The sequence below is a fragment of the Mesocryomonas fontinalis genome, from assembly GCF_055730125.2.
Genome location: NZ_JBUZWG020000007.1, coordinates 44,216 through 65,443, shown reverse-complemented (window position 1 = coordinate 65,443; position 21,228 = coordinate 44,216). Strand labels below are relative to the sequence as shown.

Below are 21,228 nucleotides of genomic sequence, written 5' to 3'. Positions count from 1 at the left end.
AGCATCCTGCGATAGACTATTCTCGCTCCATTCTTTCGGATGGATAAGCGCCGGCCGCGCGCATCAATCGATCGCCGGGCCGTCCGGATAGAGCCGTGCCAGCAGCGGCAGGAACTGGGCGCCGCGCTGGGCGAGGAAATCGGTGAAGGCGCGCTCGGCCGGAGCGGAGGCGTGGTCGCTGCGCGATACCGCGAACCATTGCCGCCGGATCGGCATGTCGGCGACGTCGAGCACCGCCAGCCGGTGCATCTCGACCTCGAACTCGATGGTGTGGGCGGAAATGAAGGCGATGCCGAGCCCGGCCATCACCGCCTGCTTGATCGTCTCGTTGGAGCCCATCTCCACGACCTTGTTCTCGAGCGCGTCGGGAATGCCGGCGAAGAAGCGCTCGAGCGAGGAGCGGGTGCCCGAGCCCGGCTCGCGGATGATGATCGTCTCCTCGAGCAGCCGCGGCTTGTCGATGGAACGCGCCGTCACCAGCGGATGGTCGGGCGCCGAGATCATCACCAGCGGGTGATCGCCAAAGGCGCTCGCGGACACCTGGAACTCACGCGGCGGGCGGCCCATCAGGGCGATGTCGAGCTGATAGTTCCGCAGCTTTTCGACGATCTCCTCGCGGTTGCCGACGAGCAGCTTGATCTCGATCGCCGGAAAGTCCCGGGCAAAGCCCGCGATCATCCGGGGCGCAAAATACTTCGCCGTCGAGACGACGCCGAGCCGGATCGAGCCGTGTCGCAGGCCCTTGATCGCGTCGATGTCGTCCTGCAGCGTCTGCAGCACGGTCTCGATCGCGTTGGCCGCGCGCAGGGCCGCCCGTCCGGCCTCGCGCAGCTGCATGCCGTCGCTGGTCCGGTCGAAGAGGGCGACGCCGAGATCCTCCTCGACCTGCTTGATCTGCAACGTGATGGCGGGCGCCGTGAGGCCGAGCTTGCGGGCGGCGGCGGCGATCGTGCCATGCTGGTAGATGGCCTGGACCGAGCGAAGCTGGCGAAGGGTGAGGGTGCGCATTCCCCATCCATAATAAAACTGACTGCGCATGTAAATAGAATAAATTTTACTAACGGCATCGCGCCGGCCATAGTCTGAGGGTAATCGGTGAACGGGGACGAAGAGCCCCGAACCGACAGGGAGAAATGCATGGCATCGTCGTTAGACGCGCATCTCGGCTCATATGCCGGGACCGATCCGCTTCGGCTGAAAGTCGCCGAAACCCTCCGTCATCTCGCCGGGGCCGCCATCAAGGTCCGCAACACCATCATCGCCGGTGGCAGCGGCGACCATTTCGGCCAGTCCCGCGACGTCGCCAATGCAGGCGGCGACATCCAGAAGGAACTCGACGTCGTCGCCGACAAGGTGTTCCTCGAGGCCGCCACCGCATCGGGCATCGCCTTCTACGGTTCGGAAGAGCAGGAGGAGCCGGTTCGGCTTGCAGAGGGCGGCGCGCTGGCGCTGGCGATCGATCCGCTGGACGGCTCGTCCAACATCGAAACCAATGTCTCGATCGGCACGATCTTCTCGATCCTTCCGGCCGAGGGAATGGATGCCGCCAGCGTCTTCTGCCAGCCGGGCTCGAAGCAGCTGGGCGCCGGCTTCTTCATCTACGGGCCGCAGCTGCTGCTCGTCGTCAGCGTCGGCAACGGCACGCACATCTTCACCTTCTCGCCGTCGTTCGGCGGCTTCGTCGAGCTGAAGGCCTCGGTCTCCATTGCCGACCGGGCGCATGAATTCGCCATCAACGCCTCCAACTACCGCCATTGGGACGAGGCGATGCGGCTCTACATCGACGATTGCCTGGCCGGCGCCGAGGGACCGCGCGAGCGCGACTTCAATATGCGCTGGATCGCCTCGATGGTCGCCGACTGCTACCGCATCCTGATCCGCGGCGGCATCTTCCTCTACCCCGGCGACGGGCGAAAGGGCTACGCCAAGGGCCGCCTGCGGCTCTGCTACGAGGCCAACCCGATCGCCTTCTGCATGGAGAATGCCGGCGGCAGCGCGACCGACGGCGTCACCCGCATCCTCGACATCGTGCCGGAGAGCCTGCACGTGCGCACGCCGCTGGTCTGCGGGTCGAAGCGCGAGGTCACCCGCGTCACCCGCTACCTGACAGACCCCTCGGGCATTGGCGAGCGATCGCCGCTGTTCGGCAAGCGAAGCCTTTTCAGGGCCTAACATTCGACGTCGACGGCTTCTGGGAGGAACCGAGCATGTCCGCAAAGCATCCGATCATCGCGATCACCGGCTCGTCCGGCGCGGGCACGACATCGGTCAAGAACACCTTCGACCAGATCTTTCGGCGCGAGATCGTCAACGCCGTCTACATCGAGGGCGACGCCTTCCACCGCTACGACCGCCAGGCGATGAAGGACAAGATTGCCGAGGAGGACGCCAAGGAGAACCGGCACTTCTCGCATTTCGGCCCCGAGGCCAACATCCTGGAAAAGCTCCAGGAGGTGTTCGAGGAATACGGACGCAAGGGCCGGGGCGAGACGCGCCGCTACATCCACGACGATGCGGAGGCCAAGGTCTACGGCTGCGCGCCAGGGACGTTCACCGACTGGTCGGCATTCTCCGACGAGAGCGACCTCTTGTTCTACGAGGGCCTGCACGGCTGCGTGCGGACCGGCACGGTGGACCTTGCCGCCCATGTCGACCTGAAGATCGGCGTCGTGCCGGTCATCAACCTCGAATGGATCCAGAAGATTCACCGGGATAAGGCGTCGCGCGGCTACTCCACCGAAGCGGTCATGGACGTGATCCTGCGCCGCATGCCGGACTACATCAAATACATCTGTCCGCAGTTCGCGCTGACGGACATCAACTTCCAACGCGTGCCGATCGTCGATACATCGGATCCGTTCATCGCCCGGTGGATCCCCACCGCCGACGAATCAATGATCGTGATCCGGTTTGCCCGTCCGCGGGGTATCGACTTTCCGTATCTGCTCTCGATGATTCCGAACTCGTTCATGTCGAGAGCGAACTCCATCGTGGCCCCGGGCAACAAGCTCGACCTCGCCATGCAACTGATCCTGACGCCGCTCATCCTGCAGCTCATCGAGCGCAAGCGCCGCGCGGCCTGAGACCCGAAAGAGACAGATGTCCACCACCTCAGCCAAGCCTGATCCGAAGACCGTCGACCAGGACGCCCGCGACATGGCGAACGCCATCCGCGCCCTGACGATGGACGCCGTCCAGAAGGCCAATTCCGGCCATCCCGGCATGCCGATGGGCATGGCCGACGTCGCCTCGGTGCTGTTCCGCGACTTCGTCAAGGTCGATCCCTCGAACCCGACCTGGCCCGACCGCGACCGCTTCATCCTGTCGGCCGGCCACGGCTCGATGCTCCTCTATGCCGTCCATCACCTGCTCGGCTATTCCGACATGGACATCGACCAGCTGAAGAGTTTCCGCCAGATCGGCTCGCGCACCGCGGGCCATCCGGAATACGGCCATGCGCTGGGCATCGAGACCACCACCGGCCCGCTCGGCCAGGGACTTGCCACCGGCGTCGGCATGGCGCTGGCCGAACGGCTCGCCAATGCCCGCTTCGGCGACGCGATGGTCGACCACCACACCTATGTCATCTGCGGCGACGGCTGCCTGCAGGAGGGCATCAGCCACGAGGCGATCGATCTTGCCGGGCACCTGAAGCTGAACAAGCTGATCGTGCTCTGGGACGACAACAACATCTCGATCGACGGCCGCACCTCGCTGTCGACCTCGATGGACCAGATCAAGCGCTTCGAGGCGGCCGGCTGGACGGCGGTGTCGATCGACGGCCTCGACGACGACGCCATCCGCGACGCCATCGCCACCGCGCGCAACTCCGACAAGCCGGCGCTGATCGCCTGCCGCACCATCATCGGCTATGGCGCGCCGAAGCTGCAGGGCACCGAGAAGACGCATGGCGCGCCGCTCGGCGCCGAGGAGATCGCCGGGGCCCGCAAGGCGCTGATCTGGGAGTCCGAGCCGTTCGTCCTGCCGGAGGCCGTGGTCAAGGGCTGGCGCAAGGTCGGCGAAAAGGGTGCCGAGGCCCGCGCCGAATGGGAGAACCGCGTCGACGGCTCGAACCGGGCCGAGGAGTTCCGCCGCCACGCCGCGACGACGTTGCCGCACGATTTTGCCGAGACCATGCAGGCTTTCCGCGAGAAGCTCTCGACCGAGCAGCCGAAGATCGCGACCCGCAAGTCCTCCGAGGCGACGCTGCAGGTCATCAACGACGCCACCGACATCACCATCGGCGGCTCGGCCGACCTGACGCACTCGGTGTTCACCCTCACCAAGAGCATGACCTCGGTCACTCCCGGCGACTATTCCGGCCGCTACATCCACTACGGCATCCGCGAGCACGGCATGGCCGCGGCGATGAACGGTCTCGCGCTGCACGGCGGCTTCATCCCGTATGGCGGCACGTTCCTCGTCTTCTCCGACTATGCCCGCGGCGCGATCCGGCTCTCGGCGCTCATGGGGCTGCGCGTCATCTACGTCCTGACGCATGACTCCATCGGCCTTGGCGAAGACGGCCCGACGCATCAGCCGATCGAGCACCTCGCGATGCTCCGGGCGACGCCGAACCTCCTCGTCTTCCGCCCGGCGGATGCGATCGAGACGGCGGAAGCCTGGGAGATCGCGGTCACCGAGACCAAGCGCCCGTCGGTGCTCTCGCTGTCGCGCCAGAACCTGCCGACGCTGCGCGGCGGCGACGTTGCCGAGAACCGCACCGCCAAGGGCGCCTATGTCCTGCGCGAAGCGGAGGGCGGCGAGCGCCAGCTGACGATCCTTGCCACCGGTTCGGAGGTCGAACTCGCCATCGCCGGCGCCGAGAAGCTGAAGGCCGAGGGCATCCGCGTCGCCGTCGTCTCCATGCCGTCCTGGGAACTCTTCCTCGAGCAGGACGACGCCTACCGCGCCTCGGTCCTCGGCACCGCGCCGCGCATGGGCGTCGAGGCGGCCGCCCGCTTCGGCTGGGACCGCTGGATCGGCGATAACGGCCGCTTCATCGGCATGAACTCCTTCGGTGCCTCGGGTCCGGCACCGCTGCTCTACGAGCACTTCGGCATCACCGCCGAGGCAATCCTTGCCGCCGGCAAGGAGCTGGTGGCTTGAGCGGCGGCCAGCTCCGCCCGATCGACGGCGTCGACGTCGCCGGCAAGACCGTGCTGATCCGCGCCGACGTGAACGTGCCGATGAAGGACGGCGTCATCACCGATGCGACGCGCCTCGAGCGCTTCGCCCCGACGGTCACGGCACTCACCGAGCGCGGCGCGAAAGTCGTCGTGCTCAGCCATCTCGGCCGGCCGAAAGGCGAGGTGAACCCGCACTTCTCGCTGCGGCCGGTCGCCGAAAAGCTCGGCGAGATCCTTGGGCGGCCGGTGCAGTTCGCGGCGGACTGCGTCGGCATCGAGGCCGAGAAGGTCGCGGGCGTGCTGAAGGATGGAGAGGTCGCCGTCCTCGAGAACCTGCGCTTCCACGCGGAAGAGGAAGCCAACGACAAGACCTTCGCGCTGAGGCTCTCGGCGCTCGGCGATCTCTACGTCAACGACGCCTTCTCCTGCGCCCACCGGGCGCATGCCTCGACCTACCAGCTGGCGACGATCCTGCCGGCCTATGCCGGTCCGTCGCTGATGGCCGAGGTGAAGGCGCTGGAAGCCGCGCTCGATACGCCGAAGCGGCCGGTGGCCGCGCTCGTCGGCGGGGCGAAGGTGTCGTCGAAGATCGGCGTCCTGGAGTTCCTGGTGCCGAAGATGGACCACCTCGTCATCGGCGGCGGCATGGCGAACACCTTCCTCGCGGCGCAGGGCCACGATGTCGGCAAGTCGCTGTACGAGCCGGACGCCATGGAGACGGCGAAGAAGGTGATGGCGATGGCGGAAGGCGCGGGGTGCACGCTGCACTTGCCTGTCGACGTCGTCGTCGCCCGCGAGTTCAAGGCGAATGCCGCGAACGAGACGGTCGCCATCGACTCTATCCCTTCGGACGCCATGGCGCTCGACGTCGGGCCGAAGACCGTTGCCGCGATCAACGCGGCGCTCGAGACCTGCGCCACGCTTCTGTGGAACGGACCGCTCGGCGCCTTCGAGATCGAGCCGTTCAACGCCGCCACCAATTCGGTGGCGCAGGCCGCAGCGGCCCTCACCAAGGCCGGCCGGCTGATCACGGTCGCCGGCGGCGGCGACACGGTGGCGGCGCTGAACGCTGCCGGCGTCGCCGACGACTTCACCTACCTGTCCACGGCGGGCGGGGCCTTCCTCGAATGGCTCGAGGGGCGCGACCTGCCGGGGATCGAAATCCTGAAGACCCAGTCAACATGACATAGGAGTACCCCGCGATGGCCAAGATCACACTTCGCCAGCTTCTCGACCATGCCGCCGACTACGACTACGGCGTTCCTGCCTTCAACATCAACAACATGGAGCAGGGCCTCGCCATTATGAAGGCGGCGGCGAAGTGTGATGCCCCGGTCATCCTCCAGGTGTCCCGGGGCGCCAGGGCCTATGCCAACGACATCATGCTGTCCAAGATGATGGACGCACTGGTGGAGATGTACCCGACCATTCCGGTCTGCATCCACCAGGACCACGGCAATGACGAGGCGACCTGCCTCACCGCGATCCGGCACGGCTTCACCTCGGTGATGATGGACGGGTCGCTCGAGGCCGACATGAAGACGCCGGCCTCCTACGACTACAATATCGCGATCACCGAGCGGGTGACGCGGATGGCGCACTGGGTCGGCGCCTCGGTCGAGGGCGAGCTCGGCGTGCTCGGCTCGCTGGAGAGCGGGACCGGCGAGGCCGAGGACGGCCACGGCGCGGAAGGCGTGCTCAGCCACGACCAGATGCTGACCGATCCCGACCAGGCGGTCGACTTCGTCCGCCGCACCGGTGTCGACGCCCTCGCCATCGCCATGGGCACCTCGCACGGCGCCTACAAGTTCTCCCGGCAACCGGATGGCGACATCCTGGCGATGGGGATCATCGAGGAGATCCACCGCAAGCTGCCGAACACCCATCTCGTCATGCACGGCTCCTCCTCGGTGCCGCAGGCGCTGCAGGACGTCATCAACCGCTATGGCGGCGAGATGCCCCAGACCTGGGGCGTGCCGGTCGAGGAGATCGTGCGCGGTATCCGCCACGGCGTGCGCAAGGTGAACATCGACACCGACTGCCGCATGGCGATGGCCGGGCAGTTCCGGAAGATCGCGATGGAACGGCCGCAGGAGTTCGACCCGCGCAAGTTCCTGCAGCCGGCGATGGATGCGCTCGAGGCGCTCTGCGTCGACCGCAACGAGCAGTTCGGCACCGCCGGCAAGGCGTCGATGATCCGCTGCATCGGCCTCGACGCGATGGCGAAACGCTATCAGCGCGGCGAACTGGATCCGCAGACAGGGCTGCAGCAAGCGGCCGCCTGAGAGCATCTGCGGCCCGCCGCAGCCGACACAACCGAAACCTACCTGCGGCATGCCGCAGCTTCACCGTCGAGCCCGACCGCGGCCCCGCCGCGGAACGACCCGTCACGTCTATGCACTGGGCATTTGGAGGAAACGACCATGCAAGAGAAGTCACAGACCGTTACCGGCAAGGACCGCTACAAGTCTGGCGTCATGGAATACAAGAAGATGGGCTACTGGGAGCCAGACTACGTCCCGAAGGAGACGGACGTCATCTGCTGCTTCCGGATCACGCCGCAGGATGGCGTCGACCCGATCGAGGCCGCGGCGGCCGTCGCCGGTGAATCCTCGACCGCGACCTGGACGGTGGTCTGGACCGACCGCCTCACCGCCGCCGAGAAGTACCGGGCGAAGGCCTATCAGGTCGATGCGGTGCCGAACGCCGAAGGCAGCTACTTCGCCTACATCGCCTACGACATCGACCTCTTCGAGAACGGCTCGATCTCCAACCTCACCGCGTCGGTGATCGGCAACGTCTTCGGCTTCAAGCCGCTGAAGGCCCTGCGGCTGGAGGACATGCGGCTGCCGACGGCCTACGTGAAGACCTATCCTGGCCCGCCGACCGGCATCGTCGTCGAGCGCGAACGCCTCGACAAGTTCGGCCGGCCGCTGCTTGGCGCCACCGTCAAGCCGAAGCTTGGCCTCTCCGGCCGCAATTACGGCCGCGTCGTCTACGAGGCGCTGAAGGGTGGGCTCGACTTCACCAAGGACGACGAGAACATCAACAGCCAGGCCTTCATGGATTGGCGCGAGCGGTTCCTCTACTGCATGGAGGCGGTCAACAAGGCGCAGGCCGCCACCGGCGAGATCAAGGGCAGCTACCTCAACGTCACCGCGGCGACGATGGAGGACATGTACGAGCGCGCCGAATTCGCCAAGGAACTCGGCTCGACCATCATCATGATCGATCTCGTCATCGGCTGGACGGCGATGCAGTCCATGTCGAAGTGGGCGCGGCGCAACAACATGATCCTGCATCTCCACCGCGCCGGACACTCGACCTACACGCGGCAGAAGAACCATGGCGTCTCCTTCCGCTGCATCGCCAAGTGGTCGCGGCTGGCGGGCGTCGACCACATCCATGCCGGCACCGTGGTCGGCAAGCTGGAGGGTGATCCGGCGACGACGAAGGGCTATTACGACATCTGCCGCGACGAGTTCACGCCGAAGAACCTTGGCAATGGCATCTTCTTCGACCAGCCCTGGGCCTCGCTCAACAAGGTCATGCCGGTCGCCTCGGGCGGCATCCATTGCGGCCAGATGCACCAGCTCCTCGACCTCCTCGGCGAGGACACCGTGCTGCAGTTCGGCGGCGGCACGATCGGCCATCCGATGGGCATCGGCGCCGGCGCCACGGCCAACCGCGTCGCGCTGGAATGCATGGTCCTCGCCCGCAACGAGGGTCGCGACATCGTCAACGAAGGGCCGGAGATTCTGGCGACTGCCGCCAAGACCTGTACGCCGCTGCGTCAGGCGCTGGATACCTGGAAGGACGTCACCTTCAACTACGCCTCGACCGACTCGCCGGACTACCAGGTCTCCGCGACGGCCGCCGCCTGATCTCTGCCGGGCGGTCCTGCCGCCCGGCACCGACGGCCCACCGCAACCTGTTTTCCGTGCCACGACCGCTCGCGCCGCGACGGCCGACAGCCAAATCCTTCGAGAGGAACGACGCCATGCGTATCACCCAGGGAGCCTTCTCCTTCCTGCCCGACCTCACCGACACCCAGATCTCCGCGCAGATCCAGTACTGCATCGACAATGGCTGGGCGGTGAACATCGAGTTCACCGACGACCCGCACCCGCGCAACACGTATTGGGACATGTGGGGCCACCCGATGTTTGACGTGCCGGATGCGGCCGGCGTGATGATGGAGCTGGCCGAATGCCGCAAGGTCTACGGCGGCCGCTACATTCGCGTCTCCGCCTTCGACTCGACGCATGGCTGGGAGTCGGTGAAGCTGTCCTTCATCGTCAACCGCCCCGCGGTCGAGCCCGGCTTCCGCCTTCGCCGCCAGGAAGGCGACGGCCGCACCATCCGCTATTCGACGGAGGGGTATTCCGTCGACCTGCCGGAGAGCGAGCGCTACCCGGCTTGAGGCTTTGGGGCGGCGCTCTACGGCGCCCCCCTCTGCCTGCCGGCATCTCCCCCTCGGGTGGGGAGATCGGCTCGTCGCCGGCCGCAACTGCCGATCTCCCTCATTAAGGGGGAGATGTCCGGCAGGACAGAGGGGGGCGAGCTGCCGCCCCCTTCGAACGATATCCCAAGGAGCGAGTCATGAGCACGACCACCGCTGATCCGACCACCGCCGAACCCGCGTCCCCGCCCCAGACCGTCGACCTCCGCCGCGAATACGAGGAGGCCGGCGTCGGCGAGGTGCTGGAAGAGCTCGACCAGTCGCTGGTCGGCCTGAAGCCGGTGAAGCAGCGGATCAAGGAGACGGCGGCGCTGCTGCTGGTCGAGCGCGCACGCAAGGCGATGGGCCTCGCGCACGACACGCCGACGCTGCACATGAGCTTCACCGGCAATCCCGGCACCGGCAAGACCACGGTGGCGATGAAGATGGCGAACCTCCTCCACCGTCTCGGCTACATCCGGAAGGGCCATCTCGTCTCGGTCACCCGCGACGATCTGGTCGGCCAGTACATCGGCCACACCGCGCCGAAGACCAAGGAGATCCTGAAGAAGGCGATGGGCGGCGTGCTGTTCATCGACGAGGCCTACTATCTCTACCGGCCGGACAACGAGCGCGACTACGGCCAGGAGGCGATCGAGATCCTCTTGCAGGTGATGGAGAACCAGCGCGACGATCTGGTGGTGATCCTCGCCGGCTATGCCGACCGGATGGACAAGTTCTTCGAGAGCAATCCCGGCTTCCGCTCGCGTGTCGCCCACCACATCGACTTCCCAGACTACTCCGACGGCGAGTTGCTGACCATCTCGGAGGGCATGCTGTCGCGCCAGAACTACACGCTGAGCCCGGAGGCGAAGGCGGTGCTCGAGCGCTATATCGGCGAGCGGCGGCAGCAGCCTCACTTCGCCAATGCCCGCTCGATCCGCAACGCCCTGGACCGGGCGCGGCTGCGCCAGGCGAACCGGCTGTTCGAAAGCGCGACCGGCCCCCTTAACGCGGCGCAATTGTCGTGTATCGAAGCGGTGGACATCTCGGTGAGCCGGGTCTTCGACGCCTCGCGCCGGCAGGCCCCTGCCGAAGCGGAATAGCCGAAGCAGACGAGCCGAAGAAGCATCAGGGAAGGGAACACCATGGACCTCATCATCGCCCCGTCGATCCTTTCGGCGGATTTCGCCCGCCTTGGGCCCGAGGTGACGGATGTCGACAAGGCCGGCGCCGACTGGATCCACCTCGACGTCATGGACGGCCATTTCGTGCCGAACATCACTTTCGGCCCCGGCATCGTGAAGGCGATCCGCCCGGCCTCGGCGAAGCTGTTCGACTGCCATCTGATGATCGAGCCGACGGACCTCTATCTCGAGGCGTTCGCCGAGGCCGGGGCAGACCTCATCACCGTGCATGCCGAGGCGACGCGGCATCTCGACCGCTCGCTGCAGGCGATCCGCGGGCTCGGCAAGAAGGCCGGCGTTGCGTTGAACCCGTCGACGCCGGAGAGCGTCATCGCCTACGTGCTTGACCGCGTCGACCTCGTGCTCCTGATGACCGTCAATCCCGGTTTCGGCGGCCAGGCCTTCATCCCTGCGGTCGTCGACAAGGTCCGGCGGGTCAAGGCGATGATCGGCGACCGGCCGATCCACATCGAGATCGATGGCGGCGTGACGCCCGAGACGGCGCCGCTGGTGGTGGAAGCGGGCGCCAACGTCCTGGTCGCGGGATCTGCAGTCTTCCGCGGCGGCACGCCGGCGCATTACGGGGCCAACATGAAGGCGATCCGCGACAGCATCGCCGGGGTTCCCCGCCAAGCGGCCTGACGTCCTCCCCGTTGGGCCGCTCTTGCCGCGCCGTCCGAGAATGGGCCGCGCGGCTTTTTTCTGGTGGCGGAGGATGACGGGAGGGCAGCGGTGTTCCCATGCGGAATCACCGATCGAAGAACCATCGTCCTTGGGGGGGCGGCGAGAGCGTAAAACCGTACCTCTCGTCATCCTCGCGCGCAGCGCGGGGATCCATGCCAAGCCGTCGAACAAGTGCGGGCTGGAGAAACATTCCCTCCACCCTGAAGCGGACCGACGCGTCACTGGGGTGGCATGGGTCCCCGCCCTGCGGCCGAGGATGGCGACCGCAAGCGGGGGAGACGTTCTTGAAAGTCCCGATGACCATTCAAGACGTTGGGCTGCGGTGCACCAACACCCCTTGACCTTCCCGTGGCTGGAAGCCCCATCTCTTGAGTTAGAGCTTGGGAGCCGTACATGAACGCCCACCATCATCCCCATGCCACCGATGCCGGTGTCACCCGCGATCCCGTCTGCGGCATGCTGGTCGATCCCGCAGCGGGCAAGCCCACAATCGAGCGGGAAGGGCGGGTCTTCCACTTCTGCTGTGCCGGCTGCCGCACGAAATTCGAGGCCGATCCGCAGGCCTATCTCTCGGCCGTCGACCCGGTCTGCGGCATGACGGTCGACCGGGCGACGGCGGCGCACATGGCCAAGCACGAGGGCCAGCGGTTCTACTTCTGCTCCACGGGCTGCCGGCAGAAGTTCGAGGCCGAACCGTTGGCCTATCTTGGCGACCGCCCGGCGCCGGCACCGGTGCCAAAAGGCGCGCTCTACACCTGCCCGATGCACCCCGAGGTGATCAGCGACCATTTTGCCGATTGTCCGAAATGCGGCATGGCGCTGGAGCCGATGGGCGTGCCGGCCGCCGATGCCGGGCCGAACCCGGAACTTGTCGACTTCACCCGCCGTCTCTGGGTCAGCGTCGCCTGCGCCGTGCCGCTGCTGGTCGTGTCGATGGGGCCGGTGCTGGGCTTGCCGGTGCGCGGCTGGATCGGCGAGCGCGCCGCCCTCCTCGCCGAATTCGCACTGGCGACGCCGGTGGTGCTGTGGGCCGCTATCCCCTTCTTCCGCCGCGGCTGGCAATCGCTGCTCAACCGCTCGCCCAACATGTGGACGTTGATCGCGCTCGGCGTCGGGGCGGCCTATATCACCTCGGTCGTCGCGACCTTCCTGCCCGGCCTGTTCCCAGCCTCGTTCCGGCAGGGCATGGCGATGGGGGAGGGCGGCGAGATGGGCGGCACGGTGCCGGTCTACTTCGAGGCGGCGGCGGTGATCGTCGCGCTCGTCTTCGTCGGTCAGATCCTCGAGCTGAAAGCGCGCGAGCGCACGGGATCGGCGATCCGGGCACTGCTCGACCTCGCGCCGAAGACGGCGCGGCGGCTGTCGGCAGACGGCAGCGAGGCGGACGTCGCGCTGGAGACGGTGGTGACGGGCGACCGGCTGCGGGTGCGGCCGGGCGAGAGCGTTCCGGTCGACGGTATGCTGGTAGAAGGCCGCTCGTCGGTCGACGAGAGCATGCTGACCGGCGAGCCGCTGCCGGTCGAGAAGGCCGTTGGCGACAAGGTTTCCGGCGGCACGCTAAACCGGACGGGCGGCTTCGTCATGGCCGCCGAAGCGGTCGGTTCGGACACCGTGCTGCAGCGGATCGTCGCGATGGTCGCGACCGCCCAGCGCTCGCGGGCGCCGATCCAGGGCCTTGCCGACCGAGTGGCCGGGGCTTTCGTGCCGGCCGTGGTGGCGGTGGCGGTGCTCGCCTTTGCCGCCTGGGCGCTGCTCGGCCCGGCACCGGCGCTCGCCCATGCCGTGGTCGCCGCCGTGTCGGTGCTGATCATCGCCTGCCCCTGCGCGCTGGGGCTGGCGACGCCGATGTCGATCATGACCGCCACCGGCCGGGGCGCGCAGGCCGGCGTCCTGGTGAAAAGCGCCGAGGCGCTGGAGCGCTTTGCCGGCGTCGACACGCTGATCATCGACAAGACGGGCACGCTGACCGCGGGGCGCCCGGCGCTGACCGACGTCGTCGCGCTCGACGGCAAGAGCGATGCACTGCTGCGGCTGGCCGCCAGCCTCGAGCGCGGCTCGGAGCATCCGCTGGCCGAGGCGATCCTCGCCGGTGCCGCCGAAAAGGGGCTGACGCTGGCCGAGACGGCGGACTTCGAGGCCGTGACGGGCCAGGGCGTTCGCGGCCGGATCGACGGCAAGGCGGTGTGCCTCGGCAACCGCACGCTGATGGAGGATTGCGCGGGGCCAGGTTTTGCCACGCTGAACGAGAAGGCCAAAGCGCTGGAAGGTCTCGGCCGAACCGCGGTGTTCGTTGCGGTCGATCGCGCCGTCATCGGCCTTGTTGCGGTCGCCGATCCCATCAAGCCGGGCGCGGCCGAAGCCGTCCGGGCGCTGCAGGCGGAAGGTCTGCAACTGGTCATGGCGACCGGCGACGCCGAGGGCCCCGCCCGGCATGTCGCCCGGCAACTCGGCATCGGCGACGTGCATGCCGCCCTGCGGCCCGAGGACAAGCAGGCATTGGTGGCCCGTCTGCAGGCCGCTGGGCGCCGGGTGGCGGTGGCCGGCGACGGCGTCAACGACGCGCCGGCGCTGGCGGCGGCCGAGGTCGGCATTGCCATGGGCACCGGCGCCGACGTTGCCATCGAAAGCGCCGGGATCACGCTGGTGAAGGGCAATCTCGACGGCCTGCTGCGTGCCCGCCGGCTGTCCGAGGCGACGATCGCCAACATCCGGCAGAACCTGTTCTTCGCCTTTGCCTACAACCTCGTCGGCGTGCCCGTGGCGGCCGGCGTCCTCTATCCCCTCTTCGGCTGGCTGCTGTCGCCGATGCTGGCGGCGGCGGCGATGAGCCTGTCCTCCGTGTCGGTCATCGCCAACGCCCTGCGGCTGCGGACGGTGAAGCTGTAGCGGCGCAAACGGCGGACGCCGCAAACGCCGATGCGGGGCTTCGGCATCCGGTGACCCATCCCGTCTGGCGTCGACGCTTCCCGTGTCTGGCGCCGCCGAAAATCGGGCGTAGGCCGTGTCCGCGCCGGGGCCGTTCTGAGGCGACGATAGAACCCGATGCGGCCTACAGCAGCATGGCGTAGCGCAGGCCGTCGTAGATCGCGGCGTGGATGTTGCGCGACTCCACCGCATCGCCGATCCGTACGAGGTGGAAGCTGCCGGCCGGGTTGCGGTCCGGCAGCGGCCAGCGGCCGGCGATCAGCGCGTCGTAATCGACGGCGCCGAGGTTGCGGGAGGCGGGCTTCAGCTCGAAGTACAGCTCCTCCATCGCCGAGGTGCCGTGCTCGACGACGACCTGCGCCACCTCGCGCTCCTCGGGATGCCCCGGTGCCCAGTCGCTGTCGAGCACGGCGACGAGACCGTTGCCGCGCCGCTTCACCGATTTGAGGCGCTTGGCGATGGTGATGCGCGTTCCCGTCTCCGCGAAAGCCTTCGCGAAGGGCACGTGGTTCATGCCGCCGACGTCGGGCGCGAAGTTGCGCTCGGGGGTGACGAATTCGAGGGCGACGCCCGCGCGTACGATCATCTCGGCGGCGCTGAGGCCTTGGTGGGCACCGTTGTCGTCGTAGAACAGCACTGGGCCGTCCGGCTTCACGGTGCCGGCGAGGATGTCCCAGCTGGAGACGACGAGGTCGGCGCCTTCTTCGAGCGGCGGGTTCTGCGGCAGGCCGCCGGTGGCGACGAACACCATGTCGGGGTTCTCGGCCGTGACGTCGGCGCCTTCGGCATAGACGTTGTAGCGGATTTCGACGCCGAGCCGCTCCAGCTCGGCAAGCCGCCAGTCGATGATCCCCGCCATCTCGCGCCGGCGCGGCACGCGGGCGGCAAGGCTGACCTGTCCGCCGGCCTGGCCGCTCGCCTCCAGCACGACGACGCTGTGGCCGCGCTCGGCGGCGACGCGCGCGGCTTCGAGGCCCGCAGGTCCCGCGCCGATCACCACGACGCGCTTGCCGGGCGTATCGGAGCGCTTCAACAGCTGCGGCATGAACTCTTCGCGGCCGGTCGCGGCATTGTGGATGCACAGCGCCCCGCCGCCCTCGTAGATCCGGTCGAGGCAGTAGGTCGCGCCGACGCAAGGGCGGATCTCGTGCTCCCGGCCGGACATGATCTTGCGCACGATGTGCGGGTCGGCGATGTGGGCGCGGGTCATGCCGACCATGTCGAGCTTGCCCTCGGCGATGGCGTGCCGCGCGGTGGCGACGTCGGCGATCCGGGCGGCGTGGAACACCGGATACTTCGTCGCCGCGCGCACCTCACCGGCGAAATCCAGATGTGGCGAGGCCGGCATGCCCTGGATCGGGATGACGTCGGTCAGGTCCTTGTCGTGGTCGAGATGGCCGCGGATGACGTTGATGAAGTCGATCTTGCCCGACGCCACCAGCCGCCGGGCGATCTCGACGCCCTCGCGCTTCGACAGGCCGATGTCCCAGGCCTCGTCGGCGACCATGCGGGTACCGACGATGAAGTCCGGCCCGACGGCGGCGCGCACGGCGTCGACGATCATCCAGGTGAAGCGCAGCCGGTTGTCGAGCGAGCCGCCGTGCTCGTCGTCGCGCTGGTTGGTGGCGGGCGACCAGAAGCTGTCGAGGAGGTGGCCATAGGCCTCGATCTCGACACCGTCGAGCCCGGCCTCCTTCATCCGGGCGGCGGCATCGCCGTAGTTCTTGGCGATGCGCTCGAGGTCCCAGTCCTCGGCAGCCTTCGGAAAGGCCCGGTGGGCCGCCTCGCGCACCGGCGAGGCGGAGACGACGGGCAGCCAGTCGGCCTTGTTCCACGAGGTTCGGCGGCCGAGATGGGTGATCTGGATCATCACCGCGGTGCCATGCTCGTGACACTCGTCGGTAAGCCGCTTCATGTGCGGCACGATCTCGTCCTTGTAGGCGTGAAGGTTGCCGAAGGAGGCGGGCGAATCCGGCGAGACGATCGCCGAGCCGGCGGTCATCGTCATGGCGATGCCGCCCCTGGCCTTCTCCACGTGGTAGAGCCGGTAGCGGTCCTTCGGCATGCCGTCTTCGGAATAGGCCGGCTCGTGCGCCGTCGACATGATGCGGTTGCGAAGGGTCAGGTGCCTGAGCTGGTAAGGCTGCAGGAGGGGATCGTTCGACGCTGACGCTGACATGGCCCACCGCTTGATTGGAATGCCGCCATCATGCGCTTCGCCGCGACGGCCGTCGATCCGCCTGAGACGGAAGCTGGCCTGATCGCGACGTCGAGGCTAGCGGGCCGACAGATGCTCCAGCATGGCGGAGAAGTCGCGGCCCCGGCCGCCCTCGGCATCGAACGCGACATAGAGCGCGCGGGCATGCTCGCCGAGCGCGGTATGGGCTCCGGTCGCTTGCGCCGCCTCTGCCGCCAGCGTCAGGTCCTTCAGCATCAGCTCGGTCGAGAAGCCCGGCTGGTAGCCGTTGTCGGCCGGGGTCTTCGGGCCGACGCCGGGGGCGGGGCAATAGGTGTTGAGCGACCAGCAGGCGCCCGACGAGGTGGAGGCGACGTCGAACAGCGCCTGACGGGAAAGGCCGAGCTGGTCGGCGAGGTGGAAGCTTTCGCAGACCGCGATCATCGAGATGCCGAGGATCATGTTGTTGCAGATCTTCGCCGCCTGTCCGGCGCCGGCCGAGCCGCAATGCACCGCCTTCGACCCCATGATCTCGAACAGCGGCCGCGCCAGCTCGAAGGCTCCCTCTGCGCCGCCGACCATGAAGGTCAGCGTGCCCGCCGCCGCGCCGCCGGTGCCGCCGGAGACCGGGGCGTCGAGAGCGATGAGGTCAGCCTCCATCGCGGCATCGTTGACGGCGCGGGCGCTCTCGACGTCGATGGTCGAGCAGTCGATGAGGAGGGCCATCGGCCGGGCCGCCTCGATGATCTCGGCATGCACCGCGCGCACGATCGCGCCGTTCGGCAGCATGGTGACGATCGCCTCGGCCTCGCGCACGGCGTCGGCGAGCGAACCGGCCGGCGCGACGCCTTCCACGGTGACGCCCGCCGCGTCGTAGCCGGTGACGGCATGGCCGGCCTTTGCAAGGTTCGCCGCCATCGGCGCGCCCATGTTGCCGAGGCCGATAAAGCCGATCTTCATGTCCGTTCCTTTCGAGAGATGGTGTCGTACGACGCGCTCGGGCCCGACCCTAAGCGGTTTGGGCTCGCTGTCATCCCTCGCCGAGCAGCGCCCGCGCGGTGATCAGCCGCATGATCTCGTTCGAGCCTTCGAGGATCTGGTGGACGCGGAGGTCCCGCACGATCTTCTCGATGCCGAAGTCGGTGAGGTAGCCGTAGCCGCCATGCAGCTGCAGCGCCTGGTTGGCGACCTCGAAGGCGGCATCGGTGACGAAGCGTTTGGCCATGGCGCAGAAGGTGGTGGCGTCGGCCGCCGAGGTGTCGAGCTTCCAGGCCGCCTGCCGCAGGAAGACGCGCGACGCCTGCAGCGCCGTCTCCATGTCGGCGAGGCGGAAGCGCAGCGCCTGCAGATCGGACAGCGGGCCGCCGAAGGCCTGGCGCTCCCGGAGGTAGCGCACCGACTTGTCGAGCGTCGCCTGGGCCGCGCCGAGCGCGCAGGCGGCAATGTTCAGGCGGCCGCCGTCAAGACCCTGCATGGCGTAGACGAAGCCTTGTCCTTGCGTGCCGAGGAGGTTCTCCGCCGGCACCCGGCAGCCGTCGAAGCGCACTTCGGCCGTCGGCTGGGCGATCCAGCCCATCTTGCGCTCCTGAGCGCCGAAGGAGAGGCCGGGCGCGTCCTTCTCGACGAGGACGGCCGAAATGCCTTTCGGCCCCGGCCCGCCGGTGCGGCACATCACGACATAGACGTCCGCGGTGCCGGCGCCGGAGATAAAGGCCTTGCTGCCGTCGAGGACGAGGTCGTCGCCGTCGCGCCGAGCCGTGGTGCGCAAGGCCGCCGCGTCCGAGCCCGAGCCCGGCTCGGTCAGGCAGTAGCTGCCGATCTGGCGCATCGCGGCGAGCCCCGGCAGGAACCGCGCGCGCTGCGCGGCGCTGCCGTGGCGGTCGATCATCCCGGCGACGAGGTTGTGGATCGAGAGGAAAGCAGAGACCGAGGGGTCGCCATAGCCGAGCGCCTCGAAGACGAGCACGCAATCCTGCCGGCCGAGGCCCGAGCCATAGTCGTCGCCGACGCAGATCGCCGCCATGCCGAGCCCCGCGAGTTCGGAGAGGACGTCGCGCGGCAGCGCCTTGGCGTCCTCCCAGTCCTGCGCGAAGGGCGCCATCTTCGTCATAGCGAAGCCGCGCGCCATGTCGAACATGGCGGCCTGTTCGGCACTCAAGGCGAAATCCACCGGCCTTCCTCCCGTCGCCCTGACGGCGATCTCTCCGACAGGGGTAGCCGAGGCCGCGGTCGGCGTCGATTGGCCAGAGGTCGCAGCCGGACTGCAGAGACCGCATTGCTTTCAAATTGACCAGCCGAAACGAATGGCGTCTGATACGGCAGGTGTCGACGATGACGGCCTTCTGCCTTCCCGGCCGATACGGGATGGCGGGAGGATTTCTATGCAACGACCGACCGGCAGAACCCTGACGGTTCTTGCGGGCCGGTCTGCGCCGGAAGCGAAAGGAGCTCCATGTCCCCCGAGACCTTGCGAACGCTGATGGCGTATGCCACGCCGCCGCGCTCCGGCGATTTTCTGGCCGGCCTTGCCTGCGAAAGCCAGGAGGCGCGCGTCAAGGCGCAGCGCCGGCTCGCCGATACCGGCCTTGCCGAGTTCCTCGAAACGCCGCTGGTCGACCCCGAGACCGACGAGGTGTCGCGGCTGATCCTCGACCGGCACGATGCCGCAGCCTTCGCCCCGGTCGCTGGCCTCTCGGTCGGCGGGTTCCGCGACTGGCTGCTGTCGGAGGCGGCGACGCCCGAGACGCTGTCGGCGCTGAAATGGGGGCTGACGCCGGAAATGGTCGCCGCGGTCTCGAAGATCATGCGCAACCAGGACCTCATCGCCGTCGCCCGCAAGCGCCCCGTGGTCACCGCCTTCCGGACTACAGTCGGCCTTCCCGGCCACCTTTCGGTGCGCATCCAGCCGAACCATCCGACCGACGACCCGAAAGGCGTCGCCGCCTCGATCGTCGACGGGCTGCAGTTCGGTTGCGGCGACGCGACGATCGGCATCAACCCGGCGACCGACAGCCCCGATGCGATGATCCGCCTGCTCGACCTCATCGAGGAACTGCGCCTGCGCCTCGGCTGCCCGGTGCAGAGCTGCATCCTCGCGCATGTCACGACGGCGATCGCGGTGATGGAGCGCGGCGCACCCGTCGACCTCGTCTTCCAGTCGGTGGCGGGGTCCGAGGCGGCCAACGCCTCCTTCGGCATCGACCTTGCGGTGCTCCGGGAGGCGCATGCGGCGGCGCAGGAACTCGGCCGCGGCACGGTCGGCCAGAACGCGATGTATTTCGAGACCGGCCAGGGATCGGCGCTCTCGGCCAACGCCCATCACGGCCTCGACCAGCAGACCATGGAGACGCGGGCCTATGCGGTCGCGCGCGAGTTCGACCCGCTGCTGGTCAACACCGTCGTCGGATTCATCGGGCCGGAATATCTCTACGACGGCAAGGAGATCATCCGCGCCGGGCTGGAGGACCACTTCTGCGGCAAGCTGCTCGGCCTGCCGATGGGGGTGGACGTCTGCTACACCAACCACGCCGAGGCCGACCAGGACGACATGGACACCCTGCTGACGCTGCTGGGCGTCGCCGGCGTCAACTTCGTGATGGGCGTGCCGGGCTCGGACGACATCATGCTGAACTACCAGTCGACCTCGTTCCACGACGCCGCCTATATCCGCGGCGCGCTGGGCCTGCGCGCCGCGCCGGAGTTCGAGCGCTGGGCACAGGATTTCGGCATCTTCGACGCCAAGGGTCAGCTCGCGACGGGGGCGGTCGACCGCTCGGCAGCGCTCCTCGAGCGCTCGCGCCTGCTGGAGGCCTCATGACCGACAAGCCCGTCCCGCTGCACCCTATCGCCGCGCTCCGCCGGCACACCGAGGCCCGCATCGGCCTCGGGCGCTTCGGCGCTGGCCTGCCGACATCGGCGCATCTCGATTTCGCCGAGGCGCATGCCAAGGCCCGCGACGCCGTGCATGCCGGCTTCGAAGCCGATGCGATCGCCGCCGCTCTTGCCGAGGGCGGTGTTGCCGCCGTGCAGGTGGCGAGCGAGGCCGGGGACCGCGCGACCTATCTCCGCCGACCCGACCTCGGCCGCCGCCTCAGCGATGCGTCCCGCGACGCGCTGACGGCCCTCGACGGGGAGGGCGCTCCGGACCTCTGCCTGATCATCGGCGACGGGCTATCGGCGCATGCGGTCAACACCTATGCCGCCGAGACCGCGCTCGGCGTCCTGAAGCTCCTGCCGGGCGAATGGCGCGTTGCCCCCGTGGTGCTGGCGACGGGCGCGCGCGTCGCCTTGTCGGACCCCATCGGCGTCGCGCTCGGGGCGCAACTGGTGCTGATGCTGATCGGCGAGCGGCCGGGGCTGTCGGCCGCCGACAGCCTCGGCGCCTACCTGACTTTCGGCCCCCGCATCGGCAAGACCGATGCCGACCGCAATTGCGTCTCCAACATCCGTGCCGGCGGTCTTCCGCCGCCGCTCGCCGCCGCCAAGCTTGCCGGCTTTCTGACGCGGGCGCGGGCGCTCGGCTTCAGCGGTGTCAAGCTGAAGGACGACGAAGGACTGATCGAGGCCGAAGTCCGCCCGTCCGCGCTGCCGCCGGCCGAGACGCGCCGCTGACGAAACGGCGTTGCCACTGCCGATCGGGCTTTCCAAACCCCGGCGATCCTGCGATGCCTTGGTTTACCCAGCGGA

16 protein-coding genes are annotated in these 21,228 nt (G+C 68.0%); 12 read left to right on the top strand and 4 right to left on the bottom strand.

The features are described 5' to 3' along the window. Positions 1-63 precede the first annotated feature (63 nt). Positions 64-1,008 carry a LysR family transcriptional regulator gene (locus ACZL02_RS17280; protein WP_472940136.1) on the bottom strand — a complete coding sequence of 315 codons (945 nt, stop codon included), beginning with the start codon at positions 1,006-1,008 and terminating at the stop codon, positions 64-66. A gap of 129 nt (positions 1,009-1,137) precedes the next feature. Here ACZL02_RS17280 and ACZL02_RS17275 point away from each other — a divergent pair, with 129 nt between their 5' ends. From ACZL02_RS17275 to ACZL02_RS17230, 10 genes are all read left to right on the top strand, one after another. Continuing rightward, complete coding sequence (locus tag ACZL02_RS17275; RefSeq protein WP_472940135.1) at positions 1,138-2,172, top strand: class 1 fructose-bisphosphatase; 1,035 nt, start codon at positions 1,138-1,140, stop codon at positions 2,170-2,172. Positions 2,173-2,207: 35 nt separating this feature from the next. After that, on the top strand, positions 2,208-3,083 hold the full coding sequence (locus tag ACZL02_RS17270) for a phosphoribulokinase (RefSeq protein WP_472940134.1): 876 nt from the start codon (positions 2,208-2,210) through the stop codon (positions 3,081-3,083). 16 nt (positions 3,084-3,099) lie between these two features. Further along, positions 3,100-5,109 (top strand): transketolase, encoded by a 2,010-nt coding sequence (gene tkt, locus ACZL02_RS17265; protein ID WP_472940133.1) that lies wholly within the window; start codon positions 3,100-3,102, stop codon positions 5,107-5,109. Continuing rightward, positions 5,106-6,314: a phosphoglycerate kinase gene (locus ACZL02_RS17260; protein ID WP_472940132.1), complete on the top strand. Its 1,209-nt coding sequence runs from the start codon at positions 5,106-5,108 to the stop codon at positions 6,312-6,314. The genes tkt and ACZL02_RS17260 overlap by 4 nt, the downstream gene beginning before the upstream one ends. Positions 6,315-6,331: 17 nt before the next feature. Next, entirely contained in the window at positions 6,332-7,414 is a 1,083-nt protein-coding gene (gene fba / locus ACZL02_RS17255; RefSeq protein WP_472940131.1) for a class II fructose-bisphosphate aldolase, read from the top strand. Positions 7,415-7,552: 138 nt separating this feature from the next. Continuing rightward, positions 7,553-9,013 (top strand): form I ribulose bisphosphate carboxylase large subunit, encoded by a 1,461-nt coding sequence (locus ACZL02_RS17250; protein WP_472940130.1) that lies wholly within the window; start codon positions 7,553-7,555, stop codon positions 9,011-9,013. Positions 9,014-9,129: 116 nt separating this feature from the next. Continuing rightward, positions 9,130-9,552, top strand: a complete 423-nt coding sequence (locus tag ACZL02_RS17245; protein WP_472940129.1) for a ribulose bisphosphate carboxylase small subunit — start codon at positions 9,130-9,132, stop codon at positions 9,550-9,552. 179 nt (positions 9,553-9,731) lie between these two features. Further along, a complete protein-coding gene (gene cbbX, locus ACZL02_RS17240) occupies positions 9,732-10,676 on the top strand; it encodes a CbbX protein (RefSeq protein WP_472940128.1) in 945 nt (314 codons plus the stop codon). Positions 10,677-10,718: 42 nt separating this feature from the next. Beyond that, on the top strand, positions 10,719-11,399 hold the full coding sequence (gene rpe / locus ACZL02_RS17235) for a ribulose-phosphate 3-epimerase (protein WP_472940127.1): 681 nt from the start codon (positions 10,719-10,721) through the stop codon (positions 11,397-11,399). A gap of 435 nt (positions 11,400-11,834) precedes the next feature. Beyond that, positions 11,835-14,327: a heavy metal translocating P-type ATPase gene (locus ACZL02_RS17230; protein WP_472940126.1), complete on the top strand. Its 2,493-nt coding sequence runs from the start codon at positions 11,835-11,837 to the stop codon at positions 14,325-14,327. A gap of 163 nt (positions 14,328-14,490) precedes the next feature. On the opposite strand, the gene ACZL02_RS17225 is transcribed toward ACZL02_RS17230, so the two are convergent. From ACZL02_RS17225 to ACZL02_RS17215, 3 genes are all read right to left on the bottom strand, one after another. Then, positions 14,491-16,545, bottom strand: a complete 2,055-nt coding sequence (locus ACZL02_RS17225; RefSeq protein ID WP_472940125.1) for an FAD-dependent oxidoreductase — start codon at positions 16,543-16,545, stop codon at positions 14,491-14,493. Between the two features lie 96 nt (positions 16,546-16,641). Beyond that, on the bottom strand, positions 16,642-17,502 hold the full coding sequence (gene mmsB, locus ACZL02_RS17220; RefSeq protein WP_472940124.1) for a 3-hydroxyisobutyrate dehydrogenase: 861 nt from the start codon (positions 17,500-17,502) through the stop codon (positions 16,642-16,644). Between the two features lie 70 nt (positions 17,503-17,572). Then, positions 17,573-18,712: an acyl-CoA dehydrogenase family protein gene (locus ACZL02_RS17215; protein WP_472940123.1), complete on the bottom strand. Its 1,140-nt coding sequence runs from the start codon at positions 18,710-18,712 to the stop codon at positions 17,573-17,575. A gap of 282 nt (positions 18,713-18,994) precedes the next feature. Here ACZL02_RS17215 and ACZL02_RS17210 point away from each other — a divergent pair, with 282 nt between their 5' ends. Beyond that, positions 18,995-20,359 carry an ethanolamine ammonia-lyase subunit EutB gene (locus ACZL02_RS17210; RefSeq protein WP_472940122.1) on the top strand — a complete coding sequence of 455 codons (1,365 nt, stop codon included), beginning with the start codon at positions 18,995-18,997 and terminating at the stop codon, positions 20,357-20,359. Then, a complete protein-coding gene (gene eutC, locus ACZL02_RS17205) occupies positions 20,356-21,153 on the top strand; it encodes an ethanolamine ammonia-lyase subunit EutC (protein ID WP_472940121.1) in 798 nt (265 codons plus the stop codon). The genes ACZL02_RS17210 and eutC overlap by 4 nt, the downstream gene beginning before the upstream one ends. Positions 21,154-21,228 lie beyond the last annotated feature (75 nt).

Coding starts and splice junctions, on each gene's coding strand:
- tkt (WP_472940133.1), top strand. CDS start 3,100: ATGTCCACCACCTCAGCCAAGCCTGATCCGAAGACCGTCGACCAGGAC.
- ACZL02_RS17245 (WP_472940129.1), top strand. CDS start 9,130: ATGCGTATCACCCAGGGAGCCTTCTCCTTCCTGCCCGACCTCACCGAC.
- ACZL02_RS17250 (WP_472940130.1), top strand. CDS start 7,553: ATGCAAGAGAAGTCACAGACCGTTACCGGCAAGGACCGCTACAAGTCT.
- ACZL02_RS17270 (WP_472940134.1), top strand. CDS start 2,208: ATGTCCGCAAAGCATCCGATCATCGCGATCACCGGCTCGTCCGGCGCG.
- ACZL02_RS17210 (WP_472940122.1), top strand. CDS start 18,995: ATGTCCCCCGAGACCTTGCGAACGCTGATGGCGTATGCCACGCCGCCG.
- ACZL02_RS17275 (WP_472940135.1), top strand. CDS start 1,138: ATGGCATCGTCGTTAGACGCGCATCTCGGCTCATATGCCGGGACCGAT.
- ACZL02_RS17280 (WP_472940136.1), bottom strand. CDS start 1,008: ATGCGCACCCTCACCCTTCGCCAGCTTCGCTCGGTCCAGGCCATCTAC.
- ACZL02_RS17230 (WP_472940126.1), top strand. CDS start 11,835: ATGAACGCCCACCATCATCCCCATGCCACCGATGCCGGTGTCACCCGC.
- cbbX (WP_472940128.1), top strand. CDS start 9,732: ATGAGCACGACCACCGCTGATCCGACCACCGCCGAACCCGCGTCCCCG.
- mmsB (WP_472940124.1), bottom strand. CDS start 17,502: ATGAAGATCGGCTTTATCGGCCTCGGCAACATGGGCGCGCCGATGGCG.
- eutC (WP_472940121.1), top strand. CDS start 20,356: ATGACCGACAAGCCCGTCCCGCTGCACCCTATCGCCGCGCTCCGCCGG.
- ACZL02_RS17225 (WP_472940125.1), bottom strand. CDS start 16,545: ATGTCAGCGTCAGCGTCGAACGATCCCCTCCTGCAGCCTTACCAGCTC.
- rpe (WP_472940127.1), top strand. CDS start 10,719: ATGGACCTCATCATCGCCCCGTCGATCCTTTCGGCGGATTTCGCCCGC.
- fba (WP_472940131.1), top strand. CDS start 6,332: ATGGCCAAGATCACACTTCGCCAGCTTCTCGACCATGCCGCCGACTAC.